Origin of the sequence: Kingella kingae (assembly GCF_900475905.1) — a bacterium.
GTDB classification, from domain to species: Bacteria; Pseudomonadota; Gammaproteobacteria; order Burkholderiales; family Neisseriaceae; genus Kingella; species Kingella kingae.
The window spans coordinates 120,823-143,867 of sequence record NZ_LS483426.1; the positions used below are offsets into that span (position 1 = coordinate 120,823).

27 protein-coding genes and 1 pseudogene are annotated in these 23,045 nt (G+C 46.1%); 16 read left to right on the forward strand and 12 right to left on the reverse strand.

Annotated features, from left to right (window positions below):
- Positions 1-165 precede the first annotated feature (165 nt).
- Positions 166-996, reverse strand: a complete 831-nt coding sequence (locus tag DQN52_RS00620) for a DDE-type integrase/transposase/recombinase (RefSeq protein WP_197712485.1) — start codon at positions 994-996, stop codon at positions 166-168.
- 224 nt (positions 997-1,220) lie between these two features.
- Between DQN52_RS00620 and DQN52_RS11060 the strand changes: the two genes are divergently transcribed.
- The 6 genes and pseudogenes from DQN52_RS11060 to DQN52_RS00655 all read left to right on the forward strand — a co-directional run bounded on the left by DQN52_RS11060 (position 1,221) and on the right by DQN52_RS00655 (position 7,725).
- Positions 1,221-1,484, forward strand: coding sequence for a transposase (locus DQN52_RS11060; protein WP_032133164.1), 264 nt, complete (start codon positions 1,221-1,223; stop codon positions 1,482-1,484).
- Positions 1,484-1,984 (forward strand): IS5 family transposase, encoded by a 501-nt coding sequence (locus DQN52_RS11065; RefSeq protein WP_268766531.1) that lies wholly within the window; start codon positions 1,484-1,486, stop codon positions 1,982-1,984. Before DQN52_RS11060 ends, DQN52_RS11065 begins: the two co-directional genes overlap by 1 nt.
- A gap of 114 nt (positions 1,985-2,098) precedes the next feature.
- A complete protein-coding gene (gene leuS, locus DQN52_RS00635; RefSeq protein WP_032827774.1) occupies positions 2,099-4,735 on the forward strand; it encodes a leucine--tRNA ligase in 2,637 nt (878 codons plus the stop codon).
- Positions 4,736-4,829: 94 nt separating this feature from the next.
- Entirely contained in the window at positions 4,830-5,756 is a 927-nt protein-coding gene (locus DQN52_RS00640) for a restriction endonuclease (protein WP_231954148.1), read from the forward strand.
- Positions 5,753-6,988, forward strand: a pseudogene (locus DQN52_RS11545) (DEAD/DEAH box helicase family protein). The gene DQN52_RS00640 and the pseudogene DQN52_RS11545 overlap by 4 nt, the downstream one beginning before the upstream one ends.
- A gap of 32 nt (positions 6,989-7,020) precedes the next feature.
- Positions 7,021-7,725, forward strand: coding sequence for an IS1 family transposase (locus DQN52_RS00655; protein ID WP_071461631.1), 705 nt, complete (start codon positions 7,021-7,023; stop codon positions 7,723-7,725).
- 198 nt (positions 7,726-7,923) lie between these two features.
- On the opposite strand, the gene rnhA is transcribed toward DQN52_RS00655, so the two are convergent.
- Both rnhA and DQN52_RS00665 read right to left on the reverse strand, forming a co-directional pair.
- Positions 7,924-8,367 carry a ribonuclease HI gene (gene rnhA / locus DQN52_RS00660; RefSeq protein WP_003787181.1) on the reverse strand — a complete coding sequence of 148 codons (444 nt, stop codon included), beginning with the start codon at positions 8,365-8,367 and terminating at the stop codon, positions 7,924-7,926.
- A gap of 65 nt (positions 8,368-8,432) precedes the next feature.
- A complete protein-coding gene (locus tag DQN52_RS00665; protein WP_003787179.1) occupies positions 8,433-8,681 on the reverse strand; it encodes an NGO1151 family protein in 249 nt (82 codons plus the stop codon).
- Between the two features lie 68 nt (positions 8,682-8,749).
- Here DQN52_RS00665 and DQN52_RS00670 point away from each other — a divergent pair, with 68 nt between their 5' ends.
- Complete coding sequence (locus tag DQN52_RS00670) at positions 8,750-9,436, forward strand: hypothetical protein (RefSeq protein ID WP_003787176.1); 687 nt, start codon at positions 8,750-8,752, stop codon at positions 9,434-9,436.
- 118 nt (positions 9,437-9,554) lie between these two features.
- Here DQN52_RS00670 and DQN52_RS00675 read toward each other — a convergent pair whose 3' ends face one another.
- The 5 genes from DQN52_RS00675 to DQN52_RS00695 all read right to left on the reverse strand — a co-directional run bounded on the left by DQN52_RS00675 (position 9,555) and on the right by DQN52_RS00695 (position 14,122).
- Positions 9,555-10,388, reverse strand: a complete 834-nt coding sequence (locus tag DQN52_RS00675; protein ID WP_003787174.1) for a DUF1853 family protein — start codon at positions 10,386-10,388, stop codon at positions 9,555-9,557.
- Positions 10,385-11,197 carry a segregation and condensation protein A gene (locus DQN52_RS00680; protein ID WP_003787172.1) on the reverse strand — a complete coding sequence of 271 codons (813 nt, stop codon included), beginning with the start codon at positions 11,195-11,197 and terminating at the stop codon, positions 10,385-10,387. Before DQN52_RS00680 ends, DQN52_RS00675 begins: the two co-directional genes overlap by 4 nt.
- Before the next feature lie 117 nt (positions 11,198-11,314).
- Positions 11,315-12,109: an ABC transporter ATP-binding protein gene (locus tag DQN52_RS00685; protein ID WP_003787170.1), complete on the reverse strand. Its 795-nt coding sequence runs from the start codon at positions 12,107-12,109 to the stop codon at positions 11,315-11,317.
- Positions 12,106-13,008: an ABC transporter permease gene (locus tag DQN52_RS00690; RefSeq protein ID WP_032827757.1), complete on the reverse strand. Its 903-nt coding sequence runs from the start codon at positions 13,006-13,008 to the stop codon at positions 12,106-12,108. The genes DQN52_RS00685 and DQN52_RS00690 overlap by 4 nt, the downstream gene beginning before the upstream one ends.
- A gap of 67 nt (positions 13,009-13,075) precedes the next feature.
- Positions 13,076-14,122 (reverse strand): ABC transporter substrate-binding protein, encoded by a 1,047-nt coding sequence (locus DQN52_RS00695; protein ID WP_003787166.1) that lies wholly within the window; start codon positions 14,120-14,122, stop codon positions 13,076-13,078.
- A 394-nt stretch (positions 14,123-14,516) separates the two neighbouring features.
- On the opposite strand from DQN52_RS00695, the gene DQN52_RS00700 reads away from it, so the two are divergent.
- From DQN52_RS00700 to DQN52_RS00705, 3 genes are all read left to right on the forward strand, one after another.
- Complete coding sequence (locus DQN52_RS00700) at positions 14,517-14,693, forward strand: transposase family protein (RefSeq protein ID WP_231954151.1); 177 nt, start codon at positions 14,517-14,519, stop codon at positions 14,691-14,693.
- A gap of 99 nt (positions 14,694-14,792) precedes the next feature.
- Positions 14,793-14,915 (forward strand): hypothetical protein, encoded by a 123-nt coding sequence (locus DQN52_RS11420; protein ID WP_269148476.1) that lies wholly within the window; start codon positions 14,793-14,795, stop codon positions 14,913-14,915.
- The gene (locus DQN52_RS00705; protein WP_111694397.1) at positions 14,916-15,359 is read left to right on the forward strand and encodes an ISAs1 family transposase; all 444 of its coding nucleotides are present in this window, start codon (positions 14,916-14,918) and stop codon (positions 15,357-15,359) included.
- Positions 15,360-15,409: 50 nt separating this feature from the next.
- Here DQN52_RS00705 and mltG read toward each other — a convergent pair whose 3' ends face one another.
- Both mltG and DQN52_RS00715 read right to left on the reverse strand, forming a co-directional pair.
- The gene (gene mltG, locus DQN52_RS00710) at positions 15,410-16,408 is read right to left on the reverse strand and encodes an endolytic transglycosylase MltG (RefSeq protein WP_003787164.1); all 999 of its coding nucleotides are present in this window, start codon (positions 16,406-16,408) and stop codon (positions 15,410-15,412) included.
- 152 nt (positions 16,409-16,560) lie between these two features.
- Positions 16,561-18,351 carry a 2-isopropylmalate synthase gene (locus DQN52_RS00715; protein ID WP_003787162.1) on the reverse strand — a complete coding sequence of 597 codons (1,791 nt, stop codon included), beginning with the start codon at positions 18,349-18,351 and terminating at the stop codon, positions 16,561-16,563.
- A gap of 242 nt (positions 18,352-18,593) precedes the next feature.
- Here DQN52_RS00715 and DQN52_RS00720 point away from each other — a divergent pair, with 242 nt between their 5' ends.
- From DQN52_RS00720 to ribBA, 4 genes are all read left to right on the forward strand, one after another.
- Complete coding sequence (locus tag DQN52_RS00720; protein ID WP_231954151.1) at positions 18,594-18,770, forward strand: transposase family protein; 177 nt, start codon at positions 18,594-18,596, stop codon at positions 18,768-18,770.
- A gap of 99 nt (positions 18,771-18,869) precedes the next feature.
- On the forward strand, positions 18,870-18,992 hold the full coding sequence (locus DQN52_RS11425; RefSeq protein WP_269148476.1) for a hypothetical protein: 123 nt from the start codon (positions 18,870-18,872) through the stop codon (positions 18,990-18,992).
- A complete protein-coding gene (locus tag DQN52_RS00725) occupies positions 18,993-19,436 on the forward strand; it encodes an ISAs1 family transposase (RefSeq protein WP_111694397.1) in 444 nt (147 codons plus the stop codon). It begins immediately after the preceding gene.
- 292 nt (positions 19,437-19,728) lie between these two features.
- Positions 19,729-20,814 (forward strand): bifunctional 3,4-dihydroxy-2-butanone-4-phosphate synthase/GTP cyclohydrolase II, encoded by a 1,086-nt coding sequence (ribBA, locus tag DQN52_RS00730; RefSeq protein ID WP_003787157.1) that lies wholly within the window; start codon positions 19,729-19,731, stop codon positions 20,812-20,814.
- Positions 20,815-20,875: 61 nt separating this feature from the next.
- On the opposite strand, the gene DQN52_RS00735 is transcribed toward ribBA, so the two are convergent.
- Complete coding sequence (locus DQN52_RS00735) at positions 20,876-21,097, reverse strand: YgjV family protein (RefSeq protein ID WP_003787155.1); 222 nt, start codon at positions 21,095-21,097, stop codon at positions 20,876-20,878.
- Positions 21,098-21,320: 223 nt separating this feature from the next.
- Here DQN52_RS00735 and DQN52_RS00740 point away from each other — a divergent pair, with 223 nt between their 5' ends.
- The gene (locus DQN52_RS00740) at positions 21,321-21,713 is read left to right on the forward strand and encodes a phage holin family protein (RefSeq protein ID WP_003787153.1); all 393 of its coding nucleotides are present in this window, start codon (positions 21,321-21,323) and stop codon (positions 21,711-21,713) included.
- Entirely contained in the window at positions 21,706-21,981 is a 276-nt protein-coding gene (locus DQN52_RS00745) for a hypothetical protein (RefSeq protein WP_003787151.1), read from the forward strand. The genes DQN52_RS00740 and DQN52_RS00745 overlap by 8 nt, the downstream gene beginning before the upstream one ends.
- 101 nt (positions 21,982-22,082) lie before the next feature.
- Here DQN52_RS00745 and cysK read toward each other — a convergent pair whose 3' ends face one another.
- A complete protein-coding gene (gene cysK / locus DQN52_RS00750) occupies positions 22,083-23,015 on the reverse strand; it encodes a cysteine synthase A (protein ID WP_003787149.1) in 933 nt (310 codons plus the stop codon).
- Between the last annotated feature and the right edge of the window lie 30 nt (positions 23,016-23,045).

Consider the following 23,045-nt stretch of genomic DNA (forward strand, 5'->3'; position numbering starts at 1 on the left):
AATGGAAACGATAAAAAATATGCCAAACACCATCAGCATAAGGAACAAAGGCTACTGCCTCATGCGCTAACACTTGGCTTAAATAGTAAGTTTTACCTTGCCATTTAATTTCACCACTGCCTTTTACTTGGCGCAGATGAACACCATCGCCGTAATCATAAGGCTCTATCTTGCCCGTATATAAACGTGTCGAGTGTGTGTAGCATTGCGCAGGTGTTTGACGGTCAATCCCTTCGTGAGAACGTTCATGATTGTATTCGTGAACGCATGTCGCCCATTTTGCTCTGGGTGTGCTGGTTTAATTCGTTCGGGGCGAATACCCAAATCAATCCACCATTTTGATAATCGGCTAATGCCACCCAATGCAGTTGAGGCAAAAGGTGCGCTATTATCAGAACGGATTGCCCAAGGTAAGCCAAATTCTTCAAACAGCCGCTCAAAATGAGCGATGACTGGAGAGCTGCGAGTACTGCTTAAACCTTGGCACAGCAATAGATAACGACTGAAATTGTCTGTTACGGTTAAGGGATAACACAATGTGTGATTTCCTAACTCAAACTGACCTTTGAAATCGACGCTCCAAGTGCTATTGGCTGCAATGCAATCGTTAAAAGGCTGTGTATCGGCACTGACTCTACGGCGACGTTTACGCGGTTGCACCAAATCTGCACGAGCGAGGATTAAATCGCCTGTGCTATCTGCTGGTTTATGCTGTTCTGGAAAGGTACGTGCAAATAAATCTAACAGTTTCTTTGCACCCCAATCGGGACGCTTGAGTTTCTCAGCAATGAGCCATTCGCAAATCCATTGTGGTGTGGCATTGGGGCTATGCAGAGGTCGGCGAAAGTATTCTGCTAGTCCATCAAATCCCACCTGCTCATGGTGTTTAATCCATTTATCAGCGGTTGGGCGACTGATGTTAAATTGCTTGCAAAGCTCCACTTTGGTGTAACGTCTGGTGAGCCATGCTTTGATAAACAGGGTACGTTGTTGCATGATATTCGTTTTATTCCAAGGCATTGTGCTACTTTCATCATTCATGTTGGTATGTTGATGAGGGTTTACTGAATGGAATGTAAACGATGTCTTCGGGTTGTGATGTAAACTATGTTATCAGGTTGTACTCCCTCCCTAGCCGTCCTCCAAAGGGGAGGGGTAGATTTGTGGTTAATTTATAGTGAATTAAGAACCTGTATTCACAAAAATGATAAAATATCTTTATGACTAGAAAATCCTACCCAACAGACTTAACAGATGCCCAATGGCAAGCGATTGAGCCACATTTTAACCAGCTACGCCACTACAAATGGGATAAACGTCAATTAGTGAATGCCGTTTTGTACATGACCAAAACAGGTTGCCAGTGGCGTATGCTGCCCAATGATTTTCCACCTTATTCAACCGTATGGAGTTTCTATCGCAGAGCCAATCAATCAGGCTTATGGGATAGAATTCTTTTGGCATTGGTTCAAAAAAACGTTTAATCCATCAAAAACAAGCAATGCCAACTTATGCCATTATTGATTCACAAAGCGTCAAAACAGCTTCTAGCGCACATGATAAAGGTTTTGATGGAGGTAAAAAAATCAAAGGTCGTAAGCGACATATAGCTGTTGATACGTTGGGTAATCTATTGTCTGTTGTGGTTCATGCAGCCAATATTCATGACACAAAAGCAGGTATTTTTGTAGCAAAAAAAGCGTTTGAGACCTATCCGAGTTTAAAAGGTTTCTGTGCAGACGCAGGTTATCGGAATACATTTGAGCGTGAAGTATCAGAGCAATTGGGTTTAACTGTTGAGATTTCAAAGAGAATTCAAGATATTTCTTGGCATATTCTGCCCAAACGTTGGATTGTAGAACGAACGTTTGCATGGTTAGGTTGGTCTCGACGTTTAGCAAAAGATTTTGAGCAGACGAATTTATCTGCTGAAAATTTTGTTAAACTAGGGTATATTTCACAAATATTAAAATTTATCAAATAGTTGTTTGTGAATACAGGTTCTAAAATCAACAATATCATTTCAAACAGCCTGAAAATGCGTGAAGCTGCTATAATTCGCCGTCATTTTTTGTTACACAAAGAAAAGTTAAAAACCATGCAAGAACAATATCAACCATCGGCAATCGAGCCACAAGCCCAACAAAAATGGGCAGAGCAACGTGCTTTCAATGTTGCCGAAGACACCACGAAACCAAAATTCTACTGCCTGTCCATGTTCCCCTACCCAAGCGGTAAATTGCACATGGGACACGTCCGCAATTACACCATTGGCGATGTGCGTTCACGTTTCAAAAAAATGCAAGGATTCAACGTGTTGCAACCAATGGGCTGGGATGCTTTCGGTATGCCTGCGGAAAACGCGGCGATTGACCGCCAAGTTGCGCCTGCTGCGTGGACATATTCTAATATTGATTATATGAAACAACAGCTTAAATCGTTGGGTTTCGCGTTGGATTGGGAGCGCGAAGTGGCAACGTGTCGCCCTAATTATTATCGCTGGGAACAACTGCTGTTTACCAAATTGTTTAAAAAAGGCATTGTTTACCGCAAGTTAGGCACGGTGAACTGGGACCCTGTGGACAACACGGTTTTGGCAAATGAGCAAGTGATTGACGGATGCGGTTGGCGTTCGGGTGCGTTGGTGGAAAAACGCGAAATTCCGATGTATTACTTCAAAATCACGGATTACGCCGAGCAATTATTGAACGATTTGGACGGCTTGGATTGGCCTGAACAAGTGAAAACCATGCAGCGCAACTGGATTGGTAAATCGCGCGGTATGACGGTGCGTTTCCCATTGGCGGACGGTAGCAAATCGGGTTTGCCGAGAGATTACGCGGATTTTGTGCAAGTTTACACGACGCGCCCTGACACGATTTTTGGTGCGTGTGCGGTTGTTGTTGCGGCGGAACACCCATTAGCAACGGCTGCGGCGGAAAATAATCCTGAACTTCAAGCGTTTATCGCGGAATGTAAGGCTGGTTCGGTTGCGGAAGCGGACATGGCAACGATGGAGAAAAAAGGTTTGCCGACTGGTCGTTACGTTACCAATCCGTTTAATGGCGAGCAGTTGGAAGTTTGGATTGCGAACTATGTGATTTGGGGTTATGGCGATGGCGCGGTCATGGTTGTGCCAGCGCACGATGAACGCGATTTTGCTTTCGCGCAAAAATATTCTTTGCCAATCAAGCAAGTAGTGGATATTACCAACGCGCCAGCTGCTTACAACAATCAGAACTGGCAAGAGTGGTACGGTCAAAAAGATGAGCAAACCGCGTTAATCCATTCAGGCGAATTTAACGGTTTAACTATTTTCCAAGCCTTTGACAAAATGGCAGAATTTTTGCAAGCGAAAAACTTGGGCGAACCAAAAACGCAATACCGTTTGCGCGATTGGGGCATTTCTCGCCAACGCTATTGGGGCTGTCCTGTGCCGATTATTCATTGCGAAAAATGCGGCGATGTGCCTGTTCCTGAACAAGATTTGCCAGTCGTGCTGCCTGAAAATGTTGTGCCTGACGGTTCGGGTTCGCCATTGAGCAAAATGCCTGAATATTACGAAACGACTTGCCCTGAATGTGGTTCGCCAGCACGCCGCGAAACGGACACGATGGACACGTTTATGGAGTCTAGCTGGTATCAATTCCGCTATATGTCGCCAAAATTTGACGGCGGCATGGTTGAGCCAAACGCGGCGGCGTATTGGGGTCAAGCTGACCAATATATTGGCGGTATTGAACACGCGATTTTGCATTTGTTGTATGCGCGTTTCTTCACGAAATTGATGAATGATGAAGGCATTGTGAACGTGCGCGAGCCGTTCAAACAATTATTGACGCAAGGCATGGTGTTGCAAGCGACTTATTATCGTGAAGATGAAAGCGGTAAAAAACATTGGTTTAACCCTGCCGATGTGGACGTGCAAACCGATGATAAAGGTCGCCCTGTTTCGGCGATTTTGAAAGAAGACGGGCAGCCTGTTGTGATTGGTGGCGTGGAAAAAATGTCCAAATCCAAAAACAATGGCGTAGACCCACAGCAAATTATTGACGCTTACGGCGCGGATACGGCGCGTTTGTTTATGATGTTTGCATCGCCGCCTGAACAATCGTTGGAATGGTCGGACGCTGGCGTAGCTGGGGCGCATCGTTTCTTGAGTCGTTTGTGGCGCACGGTGTTTGAGTTTGTGAAAAACAGTGGCGCGAATGTGGCGAAATTCACAGATGGCGAGCTTTCAGGCAGCCTGAAAGATTTGCGCTTTAAATTGCACAGCACGATTGCGAAAGTTACCGATGATTATGACCGCCGTCAGCAATTCAACACGGCGATTGCGGCGGTGATGGAATTGTTGAATCAATACGATAAAACGGATTGCAGCAGCGAACAAGGTCAAGCGGTGGCGCGTGAAGTGTTGGAAGCGGTGATTATTTTGCTGTCGCCAATCGTGCCGCATATTTGCGAAACGCTGTGGGCGGAATTGAACGCTGGTGGCAAGTTGTGGGAAACGAGCTGGTTGGCGGTAGATGAATCGGCTTTGGTGCAAACGGAAATTGAATTGATGGTGCAAGTGAATGGTAAATTGCGCGATAAAATCAATGTAGCCGTTGATACGAGCGAAGACGCGATTAAAGCGGCGGCGTTTGCCACAGCAGGGGCGCAAAAATTCATGGAAGGCAAAGAGCCGAAGAAAGTGATTGTTGTGCCGAAACGGTTGGTTAATATTGTGGTGTAAATAAAATTCAGGCAGCCTGAAAAGTTGGTTTTCAGGCTGCCTGAATTTTTTTGAATCCACTATAATATTCACCATATTTAATTAAACAAACAAAATGATGACTTTTGCCACCCCCATTTCCACACCAACCCAACCCCATTCCGCCGACATTTCCGAAAATCATATGCGAATGCACATTCCTGAAATTTTGGAAATTTTACTGATTGACCGTACTACTTCTACCAGCGAAACCATTAAAAATATTATTTGGGCAAATGAAAATTACATCGCGTATGGCGAACAACATTACGCCGCCACTTCGCCGATTAAAATAGATTTGATTACAGGCGAACACACGCCCCACATCATGCCACGCGCTTTAAAATCGCAAGAATTACAAAAAGAACGCACCAAATCCAAAGCCGAAGTTTTCACGCCAACATGGGTGGTGAAAATACAAAATGACGCGCTTGATGAAAACTATGCCGATGACGATTTGGAAACCTACATCAGACGAAAATGGCTGGAAATCACTTGCGGCGAAGCCCCGTATATGACCACGCGCTACGACATGGAAACAGGCAAACTCATTTCCCTAGCCGAACGTGTCGGCTTTATTGACCGAAAATTGTGCCGAATCAATCAACACATTCAAGACAAAGCAGAATGGCGCAGAATGGCAATGATCGCTTATCAAGCCAGCTATGGTTTTGAATGGAATGGCGATTCACTGTTATTGGCGCGTGAAAATTTACTCTACACTTACCGCGATTTTTACTACGACAAATGGCAAGAAGAGCCACTACACGATTTATTCAAAGACATCGCAGAAATCATCAGCTACAACGTTTTTCAAATGGACGGTTTAAAATACATCATTCCGCTGTCGGAAAAACGCGAAAAAATCATCATTCAGCAGTTATCTTTATTTGATGAAAGACCAGCCAATGAAGAATGGCGCATTCAGGCAGGCAAGCGCGTGAAAATCATGAACTGGAACACCAAAAAAATGGAATATTTTGATAAAGGGCTAAAATTATGAGTAATCCAACTGACATTAAAACCGTTAAACTGATTTACCCGCAAATTTACGCTTACAGGATGCCTGAAATGCCCGACAAAAACGGCTGGATTAAAATCGGCTACACCGAACGCGAAAATGCAGACGAACGCATTAAAGAACAAACCCACACCGCAGCCGTTCGCCTAAATTACGACAAATTATGGGCAGCACCTGCTAAATTCCGCGATTCAGACGAATGGTTCAAAGACAAACAGCTCCACGCCTATTTGCGCAAAATCAAACACATTCAACAAGCAGAAGACAAATCCGAATGGTTTTACTACAACGGCAATCCCGAACACGCCCAACGCCATTTTCAAGATTTTATTCAGCGCGACTACTCCCAAGAATACGCCAAAAATGACGATTACCAACTCCGCGAAGAACAACGCGAAGCTGTTGCTCAAACGCTTGCCTATTTCCAAGAAAACCCAAACGGCAAATTTCTGTGGAATGCCAAACCGCGCTTTGGCAAAACGCTGACCACTTACGATTTGGCTCGCGAACTCAAAACCACCAAAGTGCTTATCGTAACCAACCGCCCAGCCATTGCAAACTCATGGTTTGACGATTTTGAAAAATTCATCGCATGACAAACCGATTTTGCTTTTGTGTCCACCACCGACACGCTGAAAAATCGCTCTATGATGACACGCGATGATTTTTTAAATCAGCACAAAAATGGCAAACAAAATATGCTCGCCTTTATCTCACTACAAGATTTAAAAGGCGCAATTTGCTTTGGCGGACAACACGACAAATTGGATTGGGTTAGCCAAATGAACTGGGATTTACTCGTTATTGACGAAGCCCACGAAGGTGTGGACACCCTAAAAACCGATGTTGCGTTCAACAACATCAAACGCAATTTCACGCTCCATTTATCAGGCACACCATTTAAAGCGATTGCGCGAGACAAATTCCAGCAAGACGAAATTTTCAACTGGACATACGCTGACGAACAACGCAAAAAAGCCGAATGGAATCCCGAAAACGAACAAAACAACCCCTACGCCGCTTTGCCACGCCTAAACCTATTTTCGTATCAAATGAGCCAAATGATTACCGACCAAGTGAATCAAGGCGCAAATATTGACGGCGAAAATATTGATTTCGCATTTGATTTAAATGAATTTTTTGCGACAAACGATAGCGGCAAATTCATTCACGGGTGGTGTCCTGAAAAGTGTGCTGTAAAAAATAAGCAATAAAAAAGCAGCGAAAACAGAGTATATTTGAGTGTGTGAAAACAGAAATAACTCTAACTTGTCCTCGCTGCCAAGGACAAAATATAAAGAAAAATGGCTACTCTTGCAATCGTAAACAAAAATATTTTTGCAAAGATTTTTGTCGTAATTTTATTGGCGACCATAACCTTACCTATAAGGGTTGTCATTCCAAAGCTGATGAGCAGGTTTGGAGAATGACCGTTAGAGGTTGTGGTATTCGCGATATTGCAGCAATTACGGGTTACAGCAAAGACAAAGTTCAGGCTGCTTTAAAACGCCATGAGTTTGAGCCATTTCCTAAACAAAAACATTACTCTACACTTGAAATAGACGAGTTTTGGACATTTTTCGGTAACAAGTCTAATAAAGTGTGGCTAGTCTATGCCTATCACAGAGAAAGTGGCGAAATTGTCGCTTACGTTTGGGGTAAACGCGATTTAGCAACAGCGCGAGCACTCAAACGGCGTTTGAAAGAGTTGCGTGTAACCTATGACAGAATTGCGACCGATGACTGGGCTGCATTTTTAAATGTCTTTTCAAATGAAGAATGGCATCTAGTTGGTAAGCAACACACAGTTGGCATTGAGGGTAATAACTGTCGTTTACGGCACAAAGTAAGGCGAGCGTTTAGAAAAACGTGTTGCTTTTCTAAAAGTATGTTTTATCACAAGAAAGTTTTTGATTTAGCTTTCTTTGATATTCACTTTGGCATTGTTTAGTTTTACAGCACACTTTTCAGGACACCACCTCAAATTGAAATGCTTTGGGCAAACGCACGGCTTACGAGCGTCCTGTGGTAAAGATTTTTGCGGTTTGCATGATGTTGTCTCCGTTGCTATCTATCGATGCAGTATATCATTAGTCTACATACAAAGCAGCCTGCACTTTATGGTAAACAAAAAGTGCAGGCTGCTTTTTCATTTCCCCAACACCTGCGCCACGCCTTTGTTCGCCAACTCATCGGCGCGTTCGTTTTCGGCATGACCTGCATGTCCTTTGACCCATGTCCAGCGCACCGTGTGTTTGGCGACTTCGGCATCGAGCTGTCGCCACAAGTCTTCATTTTTAACGGCTTGTTTGGACGCGGTTTTCCAGCCATTTTTTTTCCAGCCGCGAATCCAGCTTTCCATGCCGTTTTTGACGTATTGCGAATCGGTGCAAATTTCCACCGTGCAAGCGCGATTGAGTGCCTGCAAACCCGATAGCACCGCCATCAATTCCATGCGGTTATTGGTGGTGTTCGCTTCGCCACCAAACAATTCTTTTTCATGTGCGCCATAACGCAGCAAAACGCCCCAGCCGCCTGCGCCAGGGTTGCCTTTGCATGCGCCATCGGTAAACAAATAGACAGTTTGACTCATGATTTGCCTTTCTGCGGCTGTGTCAAAAACCGCTAAAATCGGGTAAACTTCGCGCCTGTTTGGGATTACCTGCGTTCGCGGAAAAACTCGTCCGCCGCATCTTGGAACAAATCGGCATCGTTAGTATTGGTGTAATTCAATTCCGCCAATTCGTCTTCAAAAGCAGCCTGCACCGATTCGGCAACGTCTTGCGCCAAATCTTGTGGTAAGGCGCGTAAAAAGCCTTTTAACGCGGCTGCCAACACGCGGTTTTGCATACGCAACGCCGCAACCGATTCTTCCAAATAATCCAAATTGTTTTCAAAATTTTCCATTTTCTGTGCCTTTGTGGATTAAAAAGCGCACATTGTAACAAAACCTATCTGTACGGACATCATCAACCATGACTCAACTGGATAAACTTTCTGCATCACCCATGATTTTTACTTTGGAAGACGAACACGCTGCTCGTTTGAACACGCAACACGAAGTTGCGCCCGAAACGCCAAGCGAACCACCCAAGCAGCCTGCACGTTTTGGCGATGCGGAATTGGATTTGGCATACCGCGAATACTTGCAACAACGTGAGCGCGAACACAATCAGCGCGTAGAAGTAGAAATGGAGCAAGACATTGGTTTGTTGATTGAAGAAGACTGGTTGGCAGCGCAAACGGCTTTGCAAAGCGAACGCAATCGCCGCTACATTCACGCCACGCAAACCGTGATTATCAATGGCGAGCAGCCAATGCAAAAGGTGGGTTTATCGGGCAATGACGCGCAAGCCTTTGTGGCGCAAAACGCCCTGCCCCCGTTTGCGGTACACGTTTACGACTTGCCCGATTTACCGTCCACGCGCCGCATTCGCGTGATTTCGGAACAAGAGTTGATGCAAAGTATCCAAGAAAAACTGCAAGTGCATTTGAGCAATGCAGTGGCGGGCATGGTGCGCCAAGCGGTGCAGCGCAAATTGGCAACGCTGACGTATGACTTGCAAGTGGTGTTGAATGACGAAACCGCCAAAGTGGTGCACGATGTGTTGCAACACAATTTGGCAGCGGTGTTCCGTAGTGTAAAAGATTCGATGCGTTAAATCGTACAAAAGCAGCCTGCACTTTTTGTTAAAAGGATGTGCCTGCCTGTGGCATACACCTTTTATACCCAAATCAAAGATTTGGACAAAAGGTGCAGGCTGCTTTTCTATTTTCACGCTACTCAATCCGCCACATCACGCGCACGGCTTCGTGCCCAAAGCCATCATCGCGCGGCAATATTTGGGCATACAAACCCGATTGCGCCGCCTGAATCACATCATCACGCAACAAAAGCTGTTCGGGCAGCACACGCGTGGGGGCAAGGTATTCGTGTCGCGCCAAACAATAAAACTGGCTATCGGGCGCAAACGTTTGCCATTGGTCAGGCGTAGTAATCAACAAGCCAGTCCACGCATTTGCCGTGTAGGGCGCAACATCGGGCAGCGTTTGCGAGGGCGTGAATGCCATGCCACGCACCACCGATACGCGCTGCATTTGACTGACATCTATGCCGTGTTGTCGCAAAGCAGCCTGCACATCATCGCGCTGCGATAACGCCAATTGTTCGCTTAATTTACGGACTTTTTTGGGCAGATTGTCATTGGGATTCAAGCCAATCATGGTGCTGGGCTCGCCTGTTCCGCCAAAATATTTGCACGTTAATTCAATGTGATAAATTTGTTGATTCAGTTTTGCAATCAAATCCAATGCGCCATCGTTGCCCACGCACCATTCTCTTGCCAACAAGCGGCTGTGCGGTGCGTTGTCTAGCCACCATGCCAATAAGTTTTCCGCATAATGACCCAGTTGCGCGTGTGCCAAATCGGCAGGCAGCCTGCACGGTTCGGCGTCCAGTTGTAGCAAAAAGCGAAAACCTGTGTCGCCCAATAATTCGCGCACGGGCAATTCGCAGCCTGTTTGCCACAAGGGGGGCGCGGTTAGTAGGCTTGCCAACGCACGGACGTGGGGCGATTGCAGTTTCCACCATAGGGCATCGTTAGCATAATTCATTCGCTTTCTCTCTCTATGATTTCCACATCGGCAATATGCGAAGCAGCCTGCACTTCAATCTCGCCAAAGTGCGTGTCTTGCAATACGCGCACCAAGCCTTCTTTGACCAATTCCAGCAGCGCAATAAAATTGACGACCACATGCGCCGCGCCCAATTCTGGGTTGAATAGCTGCGAAAAGTGCAGGCTGCCTGCGTTGAGTTTACGCAAAATCGCGGTCATGCGTTCGCGCACCGACACGACTTCTTGCACCACGGCATGACTGCGGTTTTGTTGGGCGCGAGACAAAATTGTGAGCCACGCTTGGGTTAAATCGGCAATTTGTACTTCGGGCAAACGGGTTGGCACAGCCAATTCCAGCGGCAAATACACCCACGCAAAATCGCGTCCTGCGCGTGGCAAAGCGTCCAAATCCTGTGCGGCGAGTTTCATTTGTTCGTATGCCAACAGGCGGCGTACCAATTCAGCGCGTGGGTCGGCTTCGTCTTCGGTTGCGTCCAGCACAGGCGTGGGCAACAATAGGCGCGATTTAATTTCTATCAGCACCGCCGCCATGAGCAAATATTCGGCGGCTAAATCAAATTGCTGCGCGTCTATTTGCGCGATGTAGCCCAAATATTGCTGCGTTATCGTTACCATGGGAATATCCAGCACATCAATATTCTGCTTACGAATCAAATACAACAGCAAATCCAACGGACCTTCGAAGCTGTGCAACACCACTTGCAAGGCATCGGGCGGAATAAACAAATCGTGTGGGACATCGGTTACGGCTTGTCCAAAAATATAGGCAACGGCTGGGGTGGACATGGGATTTCAATCGCAAAACAAAATAAAACGCGGATTATAGTGTAAAAAAGCAGCCTGCACCTTTTATCCCCATTTTTGGGTTTGGATACAAAGTGCAGGCTGCTTTCTATGGTTTTTTTAACTCAACAACAACGAATCGTCCGATACCTTTTCGCCGCGTGTTTTTTCAAACATATCCAGCAAATCGCGCATGGTCATGCCTTGGCGCGTGTCGCCGTCCACGTCTAGCACCACTTGTCCTTGGTGCAACATCACGGTTCTGTGTCCGTGTTCCAACGCTTGTTGCATGGAGTGCGTTACCATCATCGCGGTTAATTTATTTTCGTTGATGATTTGGTCGGTCAGTTCCAACACAAATGCGGCGGTTTTTGGGTCTAGCGCGGCGGTGTGTTCGTCTAACAACAGGATTTTGCTTGGCTGCAAACTTGCCATTAACAAGCTCACGGCTTGGCGTTGTCCGCCTGATAATAAGCCCATGCGGTCGGTTAAACGGTTTTCTAAACCCAGTTTTAAGATGGACAATTTTTCGCGGAAAAATTCGCGGTTGGCTTTGTTTAACGCGCCTTTTAAGCCACGCCCTTGTCCGCGTTTAAACGCCAAAGCCATGTTTTCTTCAATGCTCAAATTGGCGCAAGTGCCGGCCATCGGGTCTTGGAACACGCGCGCCACCAAGCCTGCGCGTTTGTAGGCTGGCAAACGGGTTACGTCTGTGCCATCAATGCGAATGCTGCCTGAATCCACCAAAATATCGCCGCTAATCGCGTTTAAAAATGTGGATTTGCCTGCGCCGTTGCTGCCAATCACGGTAACAAATTCGCCGTCTTTGATGTGCAAACTCATGCCGCGCAGGGCTGGATTTTCAATCGGTGTGCCTGCGTTGAACGTGAGTTTTAGGTTGTCTGCTTTCATCATGGCGTTTGTTTCCTTGTTTTCAATTTCGCTTTAATTTGGGGCAACAACATTACGCAAACCACCAAAACCGATGTAATCAAATTCAAATCTTGTGTTTTCAAGCCCAAGCCAGATAGCGTTTCGCTGCCCATTGCCACCATGATAAACAGGCGATAGATGATTGAGCCGATGATGACCGATAACGTGATAACCCACATTTTTTTGCTGGGCAACAAAGCCTCGCCCAAAATCACGGCGGCTAAACCGAAGACGATTGTGCCTAAACCTGCGCTCACGTCTGCACCGCCCACCAGTTGCGCGAACAATGCGCCAGCCAAGGCAATCAAGCCGTTGGACAACGCCATGCCGAGCATAATCATGAAGTTGGTAGAAATGCCTTGTGCGCGTGCCATGCGTGCGTTTGCGCCTGTGGCGCGCATTGCCAAGCCTGTTTCGGTGCTGAAAAACCAGTTCAACGCCCATTTAATCAACAAAGTCAGCAGCAATAAAACGGCGGTGTTTTGCCAAATGCCTGTGCCTAAAATCGGCTTGAATAAGTCAAAAATGGTGTTTGTACCGAGCAAAGGAATATTGGGTGCGCCGCCCACACGCAAGTTTACCGAATACAAGGCGGTCATCACGATAATGCCCGAAAGCAGTTGCAAAATGCCGAGCTTAACGTGCAGCCAAGCAGTGAGCAAGCCCGATACCGCGCCTGTGGCAAAGCCAATCGTCACAGCTAAAATCGGGTTGATGCCTGCAGTCATGCACACAGCGCAAGCGAACGCGCCCAAAGGGAAGCTGCCGTCTGCGGTCAGGTCAGGGAAGTCTAATACACGAAACGAGAGCAATACGCCCAAAGCAACGAGCGCGTACACCAAGCCTGTTTCAAATGTGCCAAATAATGCTAATAAAGACATGGGATTTCTTCTATTTAAATAAAAAACGATGTACAGGCTGCTTTGAATAATCAAGCAGCCTGCAACATCAATCTACGTTTTTGGTTGCCGATTTAACCACTTCATCAGGCAAGGTAATGCCTTGTTCTTGCGCGTGTTTTGGGCTGATGTGCAAGTCAAATTTCGTCATGCGTTGCGATGGGATCGCGCCTGCTGCTTCGCCTTTCAAAATACGCGCAATGATTTTGCCCGATTTCACACCAATGTCATGATAATTCACGCCCAAAGCCACCACCGCACCGCGTGGTACAGAGCCTGTGTCCGATGCCAACAACGGCACTTTGATTTCGTTTGCTGCTTTATACATCGATTCAAACGATGCCACGATGTTGTTGTCCAGCGAAGTATAAATCACTTGCGCTTTGCCACCCAAGCTGCGTGCCGCAGTCAAAACATCGGTGGTGCGTTGTGCAGGTGCAGCAACTAACTCAATGTTTTGTTTACCCAAATCCGCTTTTAGTTGGTCTAATACTACTGTAGAATTGACTTCACCTGGGCTATACACATAACCCACCGTTTTCAAATTCGGCACGATTTTTTTCATCAAATCAATTTGCGGCTCAATCGGCAACTGGTCAGACACGCCTGTTACGTTTGTGCCAGATGCGTCCCATGAACCCACCAATTTTGCTGCCACAGGGTCAGTAACCGCTGCATATACAATCGGTACGTCTTTGGTGGCGGCTGCCATCGCTTGTGCGCTTGGCGTAGCAATTGCCAATACCGCGTCAGGTTTGTCGCCAGCGAATTTTTTGGCGATTTGCGCCGCGGTGGCTGGGTTGCCTTGCGCCGATTGGAAATCAATCGTTAAATTTTTGCCTTCTTCAAAACCTTCGGCTTTGAGCTGCTCAATCACGCCTGCACGAACCGCGTCCAAAGCAGGGTGTTCTACAATCGCGGTAATCGCAACACGTTTGTTGCCTGCTACGGTTGCGGCAGTCGCGCCACTAGCCGATGTGGTAGCGGGGGCAGCCGAAGCAGCCTGCGAATTATTCGCTTGTGGTGCAGATTGATTGCAGGCTGCCAACAAGGTGCTGGCAAGTAGGCTAACTAATACTTTGCGGCGTGTGAACATGATTTTTTCTCCGTTATTTAGGTGGAAAGGAAATAGCGCGTAATCATAAGTTAATTTGTGTGATTTGTGTATGCCAAATCATACAAACGACTACACAAATTTTGGCATTTTATTTCGTGTTAATTGGTTTTGTGGATATTAAATCAACAAAAATAATCATAAATCGTTTTAATCATGCTAACAATTTGTTTTTCTGTGCAGCAATGTTTTTGTTTACAAAACGGCAACGAACCGTTCAAAAATGCCGTCATTCATTTGGTTGTTTAGATTGATTTGTGTCACCTAAATACCACGTTGGATTCCTGCCGTAGTTTACCCTCGCGTAGGCGGGGGCAGGAATCAGACCTGACAAGTTTTAAATTAAAAGTATAATGCACGAAGTTTAAACAACCAAATGGACAACACCATGCACTCACTAGAAGAATATTTCGCTCGCATACCCGATACCAGACGTGGAGCAGGCAAACGCTATAATCTAGCCAAAACACTCACAGTCATTGTCGTTGCCATTTTGGGCGGTGCGAAAGGTAATCGCGAAATAGGTGCATTCCTTTCTAATAATATTGATTAATTAAAACAATATCTTGCATGGGATAGAGATAATACACCCAGTTACGAAAAAATCCGCACATTAGAAACCTAGAGAGCAAAGGTTTGGTTTTGACATTAGATGCCTTACATTGTCAAAAAAAGTCTCGTAGAGATTGATGAATTGGGGCAGTTTTACGTTGTGGGTGTTAAAAAAGGCGCAATCCGATTATTCAAAGAGTTTCAAGAACTTCCGAATAATTAAATGCTTTCGAAAATTCAAACAACGGAAAGACAGAAAGGCGCACAAATTCAACGTGAAGTTGCTCTTTATCCATGTACACAATGGGTTAGCCAAAATTGGCAATCATCTAAACGCATGATTGTTGTTACAAATACGAAAATAGAAGCAGATGGTTCGCGTAAAGTGGAACAACACTTTTATTTAAGTAACTATCATCATGATAATGTAGAATTTTTTGCTAAAACGATTCGCAACCATTGGGGTATTGAAAATAATCTCCACTGGGTAAAAGATGTTCACTTTAAAGAAGATAACTCTTTAATTCGCAATAGAAATTCAGCATTTATTTATTCTATATTATTTAGTTTAGTGTTAAACATAGTACGGCTTTACGGTTACAAATCTTGGAAACCATGGTTAGCTCGTTTTGCGAATCGCATTGACCGTATTGTGGCTATTATTTAAAACTTGTCAGGTCTGGGGCAGGAATGACGGCGAAGAAGCGATAGAAAATACTATTTTTTTAAGATGTACTGTCGCACCGCCGCGTTGTGTTCGTCTAGCGTGTGGCTGAACTGGCTTTTGCCCGTGCCGTCCATGCGCGACACAAAATACAAATATTTGCTGCTAGACGGATTGGCTGCCGCGTCCAATGCCGCACGGCTGGGCAAAGCAATCGGTGTGGGCGTTAAACCATTGCGCGTGTAGGTGTTATACGGCGTGTCGCGCTGCAAATCGGTACGGCGGATTTTGCCTTGATACGCATCGCCCATGCCATAAATCACAGTCGGGTCGGTTTGCAAGCGCATACCAATCGCCAAACGGTTGCGGAACACGGCAGCAACATAGCGGCGGTCTTCTTCGTGCGCGGTTTCTTTTTCAATCAAGCTCGCCATAATCAACAATTCGTATGGCGTTTTATAGGGCAAACTGGTGTCGCGCTTATCCCAAGCAGCCTGCAATTCGCGCTGCATATTTTTGTATGCCAATTCAAAGAGTTGCATATCACTGGCATTGGCATCGATTTCGTAGCTATTGGGAAAGAACAAGCCTTCTGGGTTGGACGATGGTGCATCGGGTGCGATTTTTTGCAGCAAGGCTTCGTCCGACAGATTCAGCGTATCGTGGCGAATGTTTTGGGTTTGATTGATGATGCGACGCATTTGAGCAAAACGCATGCCCTCCAAAATTTGCACGCGCACAGTGTCGGGGCGTTGTTCGCGCAATTTTTGTACCAAATCCCACGCCGATAATTGTGCAGGCAAACGGTAGCTGCCTGCCATGAGCTGATGTTGCGAGCCATTTAAATACGCCGCCAGCAGCAAAACATGGCGCGAAAAAATTTGGTTTTCTTGCGCCAATTTTTGGCTCACCGCCGACATGCCCTGCCCTTTTTCAATGACCAAGCGATACGCATCGCCATTGTTTTTGGGGACGAACATCAACACAAAGGGCAACGCCGCCAGCAGCACCATTGCCAGCAGCAGCCAGCGTAGTTTGAAAGGTGGTTTCATAAGATAGTCAGCTCAAATCAAAAAAGGCGATTATATAGCACAAAAAGCAGCCTGCACTTTTTGTCCAAATCTTTGATTTGGGTATAAAAGGTGTATGCCGTAGGTGGCACAACCTTTTAAACAAAAGTGCAGGCTGCTTTTCCTATCCCCAATTACAACGAACCGCCCTGTGCACGAATACGCTCCACCGAACTCGCCAATTTAGACAACGCTGACAAATACGCTTTTGCCGTAGCCACCAATATATCCGTGTCCGCGCCTTGACCGTTTACCACTTTGTCGTCTTTTGCCAGGCGCACGGTGGTTTCGCCTTGGCTTTCTGTGCCTTCGGTTACGGCGTTCACCGAATAAATCTGCAAAGTCGCGCCCGAATTTGCCACGCTTTCAATCGCCTTAAAAATCGCATCAACAGGGCCAGAGCCAGTCGCTTCGGCGCGTTGTTCTGCGCCGTTTGCGCTAAACACAATGTGAGCGCGTGGCAATTCGCCCGTTTCGGTAACAATGTGTTGCGAGATGAATTTGTAGTGGTCTTGCGACAAATGCGACATTTCGTCCGACACCAGCGCGTGTAAATCTTCATCAAAAATTTCACGTTTTTTGTCCGCCAGTTCTTTGAATCGCGCAAAGGCGGCATTTAAGGCTTCTTCGCTTTCCAGCTCAATGCCCAGCTCTGCCAGCTTGGTTTTGAAAGCGTTGCGACCCGATAATTTGCCCAAAGTCAGGCGATTGGTTGCCCAGCCCACCGATTCTGCCGACATAATTTCATACGTTTCGCGGTGTTTCAACACGCCGTCTTGGTGGATACCGCTTTCGTGCGAAAACGCATTTGCGCCCACCACCGCTTTGTTGGGCTGCACAGGATAACCCGTAACCGTAGAAACCAGTTTAGACGCTGGCACAATTTGCGTGGTGTCGATGCCTGTTTCCAAGCCGAACACGTCGTGGCGCACTTTCAACGCCATCGTGATTTCTTCAATAGACGCATTGCCTGCGCGTTCGCCCAAACCGTTTACCGTGCATTCCACTTGACGCGCACCGCCTTGCAATGCCGCCAACGAGTTCGCCACCGCCAAGCCCAAATCGTTGTGGCAATGCGCCGACCAAATCACTTTGTCGCTATTGGGCGTTTTGGCGATGAGTTCGCGGAAAAACGCTTCGGTTTTGTGTGGCATGGAATAACCAACGGTGTCGGGAATGTTAATCGTGGTTGCGCCTGCTTCAATCACCGCGCCACAAATGTGCGCCAAAAAGTCAATTTCAGAGCGCAGCGCGTCTTCGCACGAAAATTCCACGTCATCGGTGTATTCTTTGGCGATTTTGACCGCTTTAACCGCCGCTTCTACCACTTGTGCAGGCTGCATTTTGAGCTTGTGTTCCATGTGGATTGGGCTAGTGGCGATAAACGTGTGAATACGGCGTTTAGGCGCAGGAGCAAGGGCTTCGCCAGCGCGGCGAATATCGCGCTCCACCGCACGACACAGCGAACAAACCGTTGATTTGGTAATTGTTTTAGCGATTTCGTTCACCGCGTCCCAATCGCCCTCGCTTGCCGCCGCAAAGCCTGCTTCAATCACGTCCACGCCCATTTTTTCCAATTGACGCGCCACACGCAATTTTTCTTCTTTGGTCATAGCCGCACCTGGCGATTGTTCGCCATCGCGCAAAGTGGTATCAAAAATAATAACGCGGTTGTTTGTGTTCATGATGGGTCTTTCCAGATTGGGTTGTTGTTTAATAAAAGCGTTTAAATCCAGCGTTTTGCCTTGCGATTGCGCCAAATCGGTTAATTTTTGCAGCTGATTGAGCGGCAACGAACCGCGTGTGCGCCATTTGTAAATCGCAGCGGTGCTTGCCGCGTGGTCGGGGTCGTGCTGTTTCAAGGCATCGGCGAGCGCGTTCACGCCGCCGAAATAGTCAATTAAGCGGTCTATGTCTAGTTGCATGATATTTTGTCTAAAATGGGATTAAGTTGAACGCGATTATACTGATTTTGGACAAAATAACAATAAAATTTGCGATTTTGTCCAAATAAATTGCAAAAAGCAGCCTTCACTTTTATTTTTTGGACATTTTGTCTATAAATATATCATGCTTGTGTAATCAAGTTGCTCGCGTAAGGTGGGTTTTAACCCAGACCTGACAAGTTTTAAATTAAAAGTATAATGCACGAAGTTTAAACAACCAAATGGACAACACCATGCACTCACTAGAAGAATATTTCGCTCGCATACCCGATACCAGACGTGGAGCAGGCAAACGCTATAATCTAGCCAAAACACTCACAGTCATTGTCGTTGCCATTTTGGGCGGTGCGAAAGGTAATCGCGAAATAGGTGCATTCCTTTCTAATAATATTGATTAATTAAAACAATATCTTGCATGGGATAGAGATAATACACCCAGTTACGAAAAAATCCGCACATTAGAAACCTAGAGAGCAAAGGTTTGGTTTTGACATTAGATGCCTTACATTGTCAAAAAAAGTCTCGTAGAGATTGATGAATTGGGGCAGTTTTACGTTGTGGGTGTTAAAAAAGGCGCAATCCGATTATTCAAAGAGTTTCAAGAACTTCCGAATAATTAAATGCTTTCGAAAATTCAAACAACGGAAAGACAGAAAGGCGCACAAATTCAACGTGAAGTTGCTCTTTATCCATGTACACAATGGGTTAGCCAAAATTGGCAATCATCTAAACGCATGATTGTTGTTACAAATACGAAAATAGAAGCAGATGGTTCGCGTAAAGTGGAACAACACTTTTATTTAAGTAACTATCATCATGATAATGTAGAATTTTTTGCTAAAACGATTCGCAACCATTGGGGTATTGAAAATAATCTCCACTGGGTAAAAGATGTTCACTTTAAAGAAGATAACTCTTTAATTCGCAATAGAAATTCAGCATTTATTTATTCTATATTATTTAGTTTAGTGTTAAACATAGTACGGCTTTACGGTTACAAATCTTGGAAACCATGGTTAGCTCGTTTTGCGAATCGCATTGACCGTATTGTGGCTATTATTTAAAACTTGTCAGGTCTGGGATAAATCCCACCTTACGACAAAAAAATCATTGTTTTGCAGGAAGTTTAATCAAACAAATATAGTGGATTAAATTTAGATTAGGACAAGGCGACAACGACCGCCGTGTACAGCTAGTACATAAAGGAGTTGGCAACGCGGTACTAATCTAAATTTAATTCACTATATTGATTGCAGGCTGCTTTGAATCGATATCGCATCGCCAAAAATCCACCCAAATAGCGTAAAATACCACTCGTTTTGAGCTTTGCCGATTCACCTACCAAGGAGCAACATCATGCACATTTCCCCTATTTCCGACATTATCGCCGACATCAAAGCAGGCAAAATGGTCATCATCACCGATGCCGAAGACCGCGAAAACGAAGGCGATATCGTGATGGCAGCGCAATTTGTTACGCCAGAAGCCATCAATTTTATGATTAAACACGCGCGTGGTTTGGTGTGTTTGCCCATGGAAAATAAATTGATTGACCGCTTGGGTTTGCCGATGATGACGCAAAAAAACGGCGCACAATACGGCACAAACTTCACCGTTTCCATTGAAGCGGCAAACGGCATCAGCACAGGCATTTCCGCTGCCGACCGCGCTCACACCATTCAAACGGCTGTATCGCAAAACGTGCAGCCCGAAGACATTGTGCAACCTGGGCATATTTTTCCACTTCGTGCCCAAAAAGGCGGCGTGTTGGTACGTGCAGGACACACCGAAGCGGCAGTAGATTTGGCGCAAATGGCTGGATTGGCTGGCGCAGGCGTGATTTGCGAAATCCTAAACGATGACGGCACCATGGCGCGTATGCCCGAATTGGTGCAGTTTGCCGAACAACACGGCTTAAAAATCGGCACAATCGCCGACTTGATTGAATACCGCAGCAAAACTGAAAGCCTGCTGGAAGAAATGGGCGACACAACCGTGCATACACCGTGGGGCGATTTCCAACAGCACGTTTATGTAGACAAATTAAACGGCGACACGCATTTAGCGTTGGTTAAAGGGCAGCCTGCAACCGCCGCCGAAACGCTGGTGCGCGTGCATGAACCGTTTAGCGCAATGGATTTTATTCAGTTTGATCCGAATCACTCGTGGAATTTGCCCGCCGCACTCACGCGCATTCAAGCAGCCGAATCGGGCGTGATTATTCTGTTGCACCGCACCGAAGACGGTAGCGCGTTGCTGGAACGCACCTTGCCGAAAAACAGTTTTCAGGTCAAAAAATGGGACAGAAAAACCTATGGCATTGGCGCACAGATTTTGGCTGGCTTAAATGTCAGCAAAATGCGCGTGCTGGGCAAGCCGTCTAATATGAATGGCTTGACTGGCTTTGGCTTGGAAGTGGTTGGGTTTGAAGAGTCGGAATAATGGTTTGATTCAAAAGCAGCCTGCACTTTCAAAATGCAGGCTGCTTTAATGATGAATTGACTTATTTTTTCGCACGCAAAATGTTGTACGCATGATAAATATTGATGCCGCTTACCAGTAAATTCAGCCCCACAACAGGCATCGCACCCGTCATAAAGCCATACACCACAAAGCACAAACAACCCACAGCATTCACAATTCGCAACGTCAACATATCTTTTAATAAGAATGATGTAGCTACAATCACCATGGCAACATAGCCTAAAACTTCTGTCCAGTTCATATTGGTCTCTTTTCTCGTTATTAGAACAACTTTATGTTGCTATTTTGGCATAGTCGATACTAGTGCAAATAGTCTTGTTATAACCTATTGTTTGCGCCATATCAAACAACATCATCAACCGTGTTAAATAAGTTTTACATATAACTTAACCAAGTAAGTGCTTGATTGATATTCAAGAATAGGTTATCGTAAAAACAAACCCCAAACACGAAAGGATAAGGCATTGAGTATTCAAAAAGAATATCGGCTCTGGAAAGCCAGATGGCAGCAAGGCGGTCATTTACTGTGGCTGCGTTTGCAATTATTGCGCCTAGACGTGCAAGGACAACTGGGCGATTGCATTCGGATTGTCGTGTTGGCGGTTGCCGCCTTGGTATTGCTGCTGGTGGCGTTGCTGGCATTACTGTTTGGCTTAAACGTGATTTTGTCGCCACAAGCCAAAATTTGGGTGTTTTTTGGATTGATGACGGCGTGCTTAATCGCGGCGATTGGCTTGGTTTGGGCGATTCCAATGTACTGGCGACGCAGCAATGAGCGCGTAGGGCAAACCTTGAACGATATGCAACAAGACTGGGTACGAATCATCGGCACAAATAGCGAGTCCAATCATGAATAAACCGCAAAAATACAATGCCGACCAAGAGCGTGAGTTATTGCGCTTGCAATGTGAGTTGGCAAGATTGAAATTACGCGCCACGCAAATGCAGGCTGCTTCTCAACAGGATAATTTGGTACAAATGCTGTGGGGCGGACAACATTTAACGCGCTTGTTTACTTCGCGTTCTGCTTTGTCGTTGGCGATGCGGTCAATGAGTTGGCGCAACAAAGTTATGTTGAGCGCGATATGGCTGGCGTGGCAATGGCAACAGGGTAAACAAAAATAAAGTGCAGGCTGCTTTTGAAATCGCTCAAAAGCAGCCTGCACTTTTTATCAACCAAATGACAATACTTATTCAGAAAAGCAAATTAGTTTTATGGATAAGTATCAAGCCAAATCCGCAAACAATGGCGTAGACAAATAACGCTCGCCATAAGACGGCAACAGCACCACAATCAATTTGCCTGCGTTTTCAGGTTTTGCCGCCAGTTGCAAGGCTGACCAAACCGCCGCACCTGACGAAATACCAACCAAAATACCTTCTTTTTCTGCCATGGCGCGAGCCGTTGCAAAAGCCGCATCGTTTGGCACTTGCACAATGCCGTCATAAATATCGGTATTCAAGTTTTTGGGGATAAAGCCTGCGCCAATGCCTTGAATGGGGTGCGGGCCTTTTTGACCACCGCTCAACACGGGCGATGCTTCGGGTTCTACCGCAAACACTTGCACACTGTCTTTTTTGGCTTTTAGCGTTTCGCCTACGCCTGTTAATGTGCCGCCTGTGCCAACGCCTGCCACAAAAATATCTACTGCGCCATCGGTATCACGCCAAATTTCTTCGCCTGTGGTTTGGCGGTGTACTTCTGGGTTGGCTGCGTTTTCAAATTGCTGCGGCATGAAGTACACATCTGGATTACTTTTGACGAACTCTTCGGCTTTGGCAATCGCGCCGCCCATGCCTTCTGCGGCTGGGGTCAAAACCAATTCTGCACCAAAGGCGCGCAACAGCATACGGCGTTCTTTACTCATGCTTTCGGGCATGGTGATGACCAATTTATAGCCTTTTGCCGCGCAAACCATTGCCAAGCCAATGCCTGTGTTGCCCGAAGTTGGCTCAACAATAATGGTGTTGGGTTTGATTTTGCCTTCGCGTTCGGCAGTTTCAATCATGGCGGCGGCAATGCGGTCTTTAACGCTGCTACCTGGGTTGAAAAATTCCAGTTTGGCAACCACGCGAGCGGGTAAATCTTTGCCCAAAGTTTTGAGTTCTACCAAAGGGGTGTTGCCGATTAAATCGGTAATGCTATTGGCGATGTTCATTGTGTGTACTCCTGCTGTCGTCCAAAATAA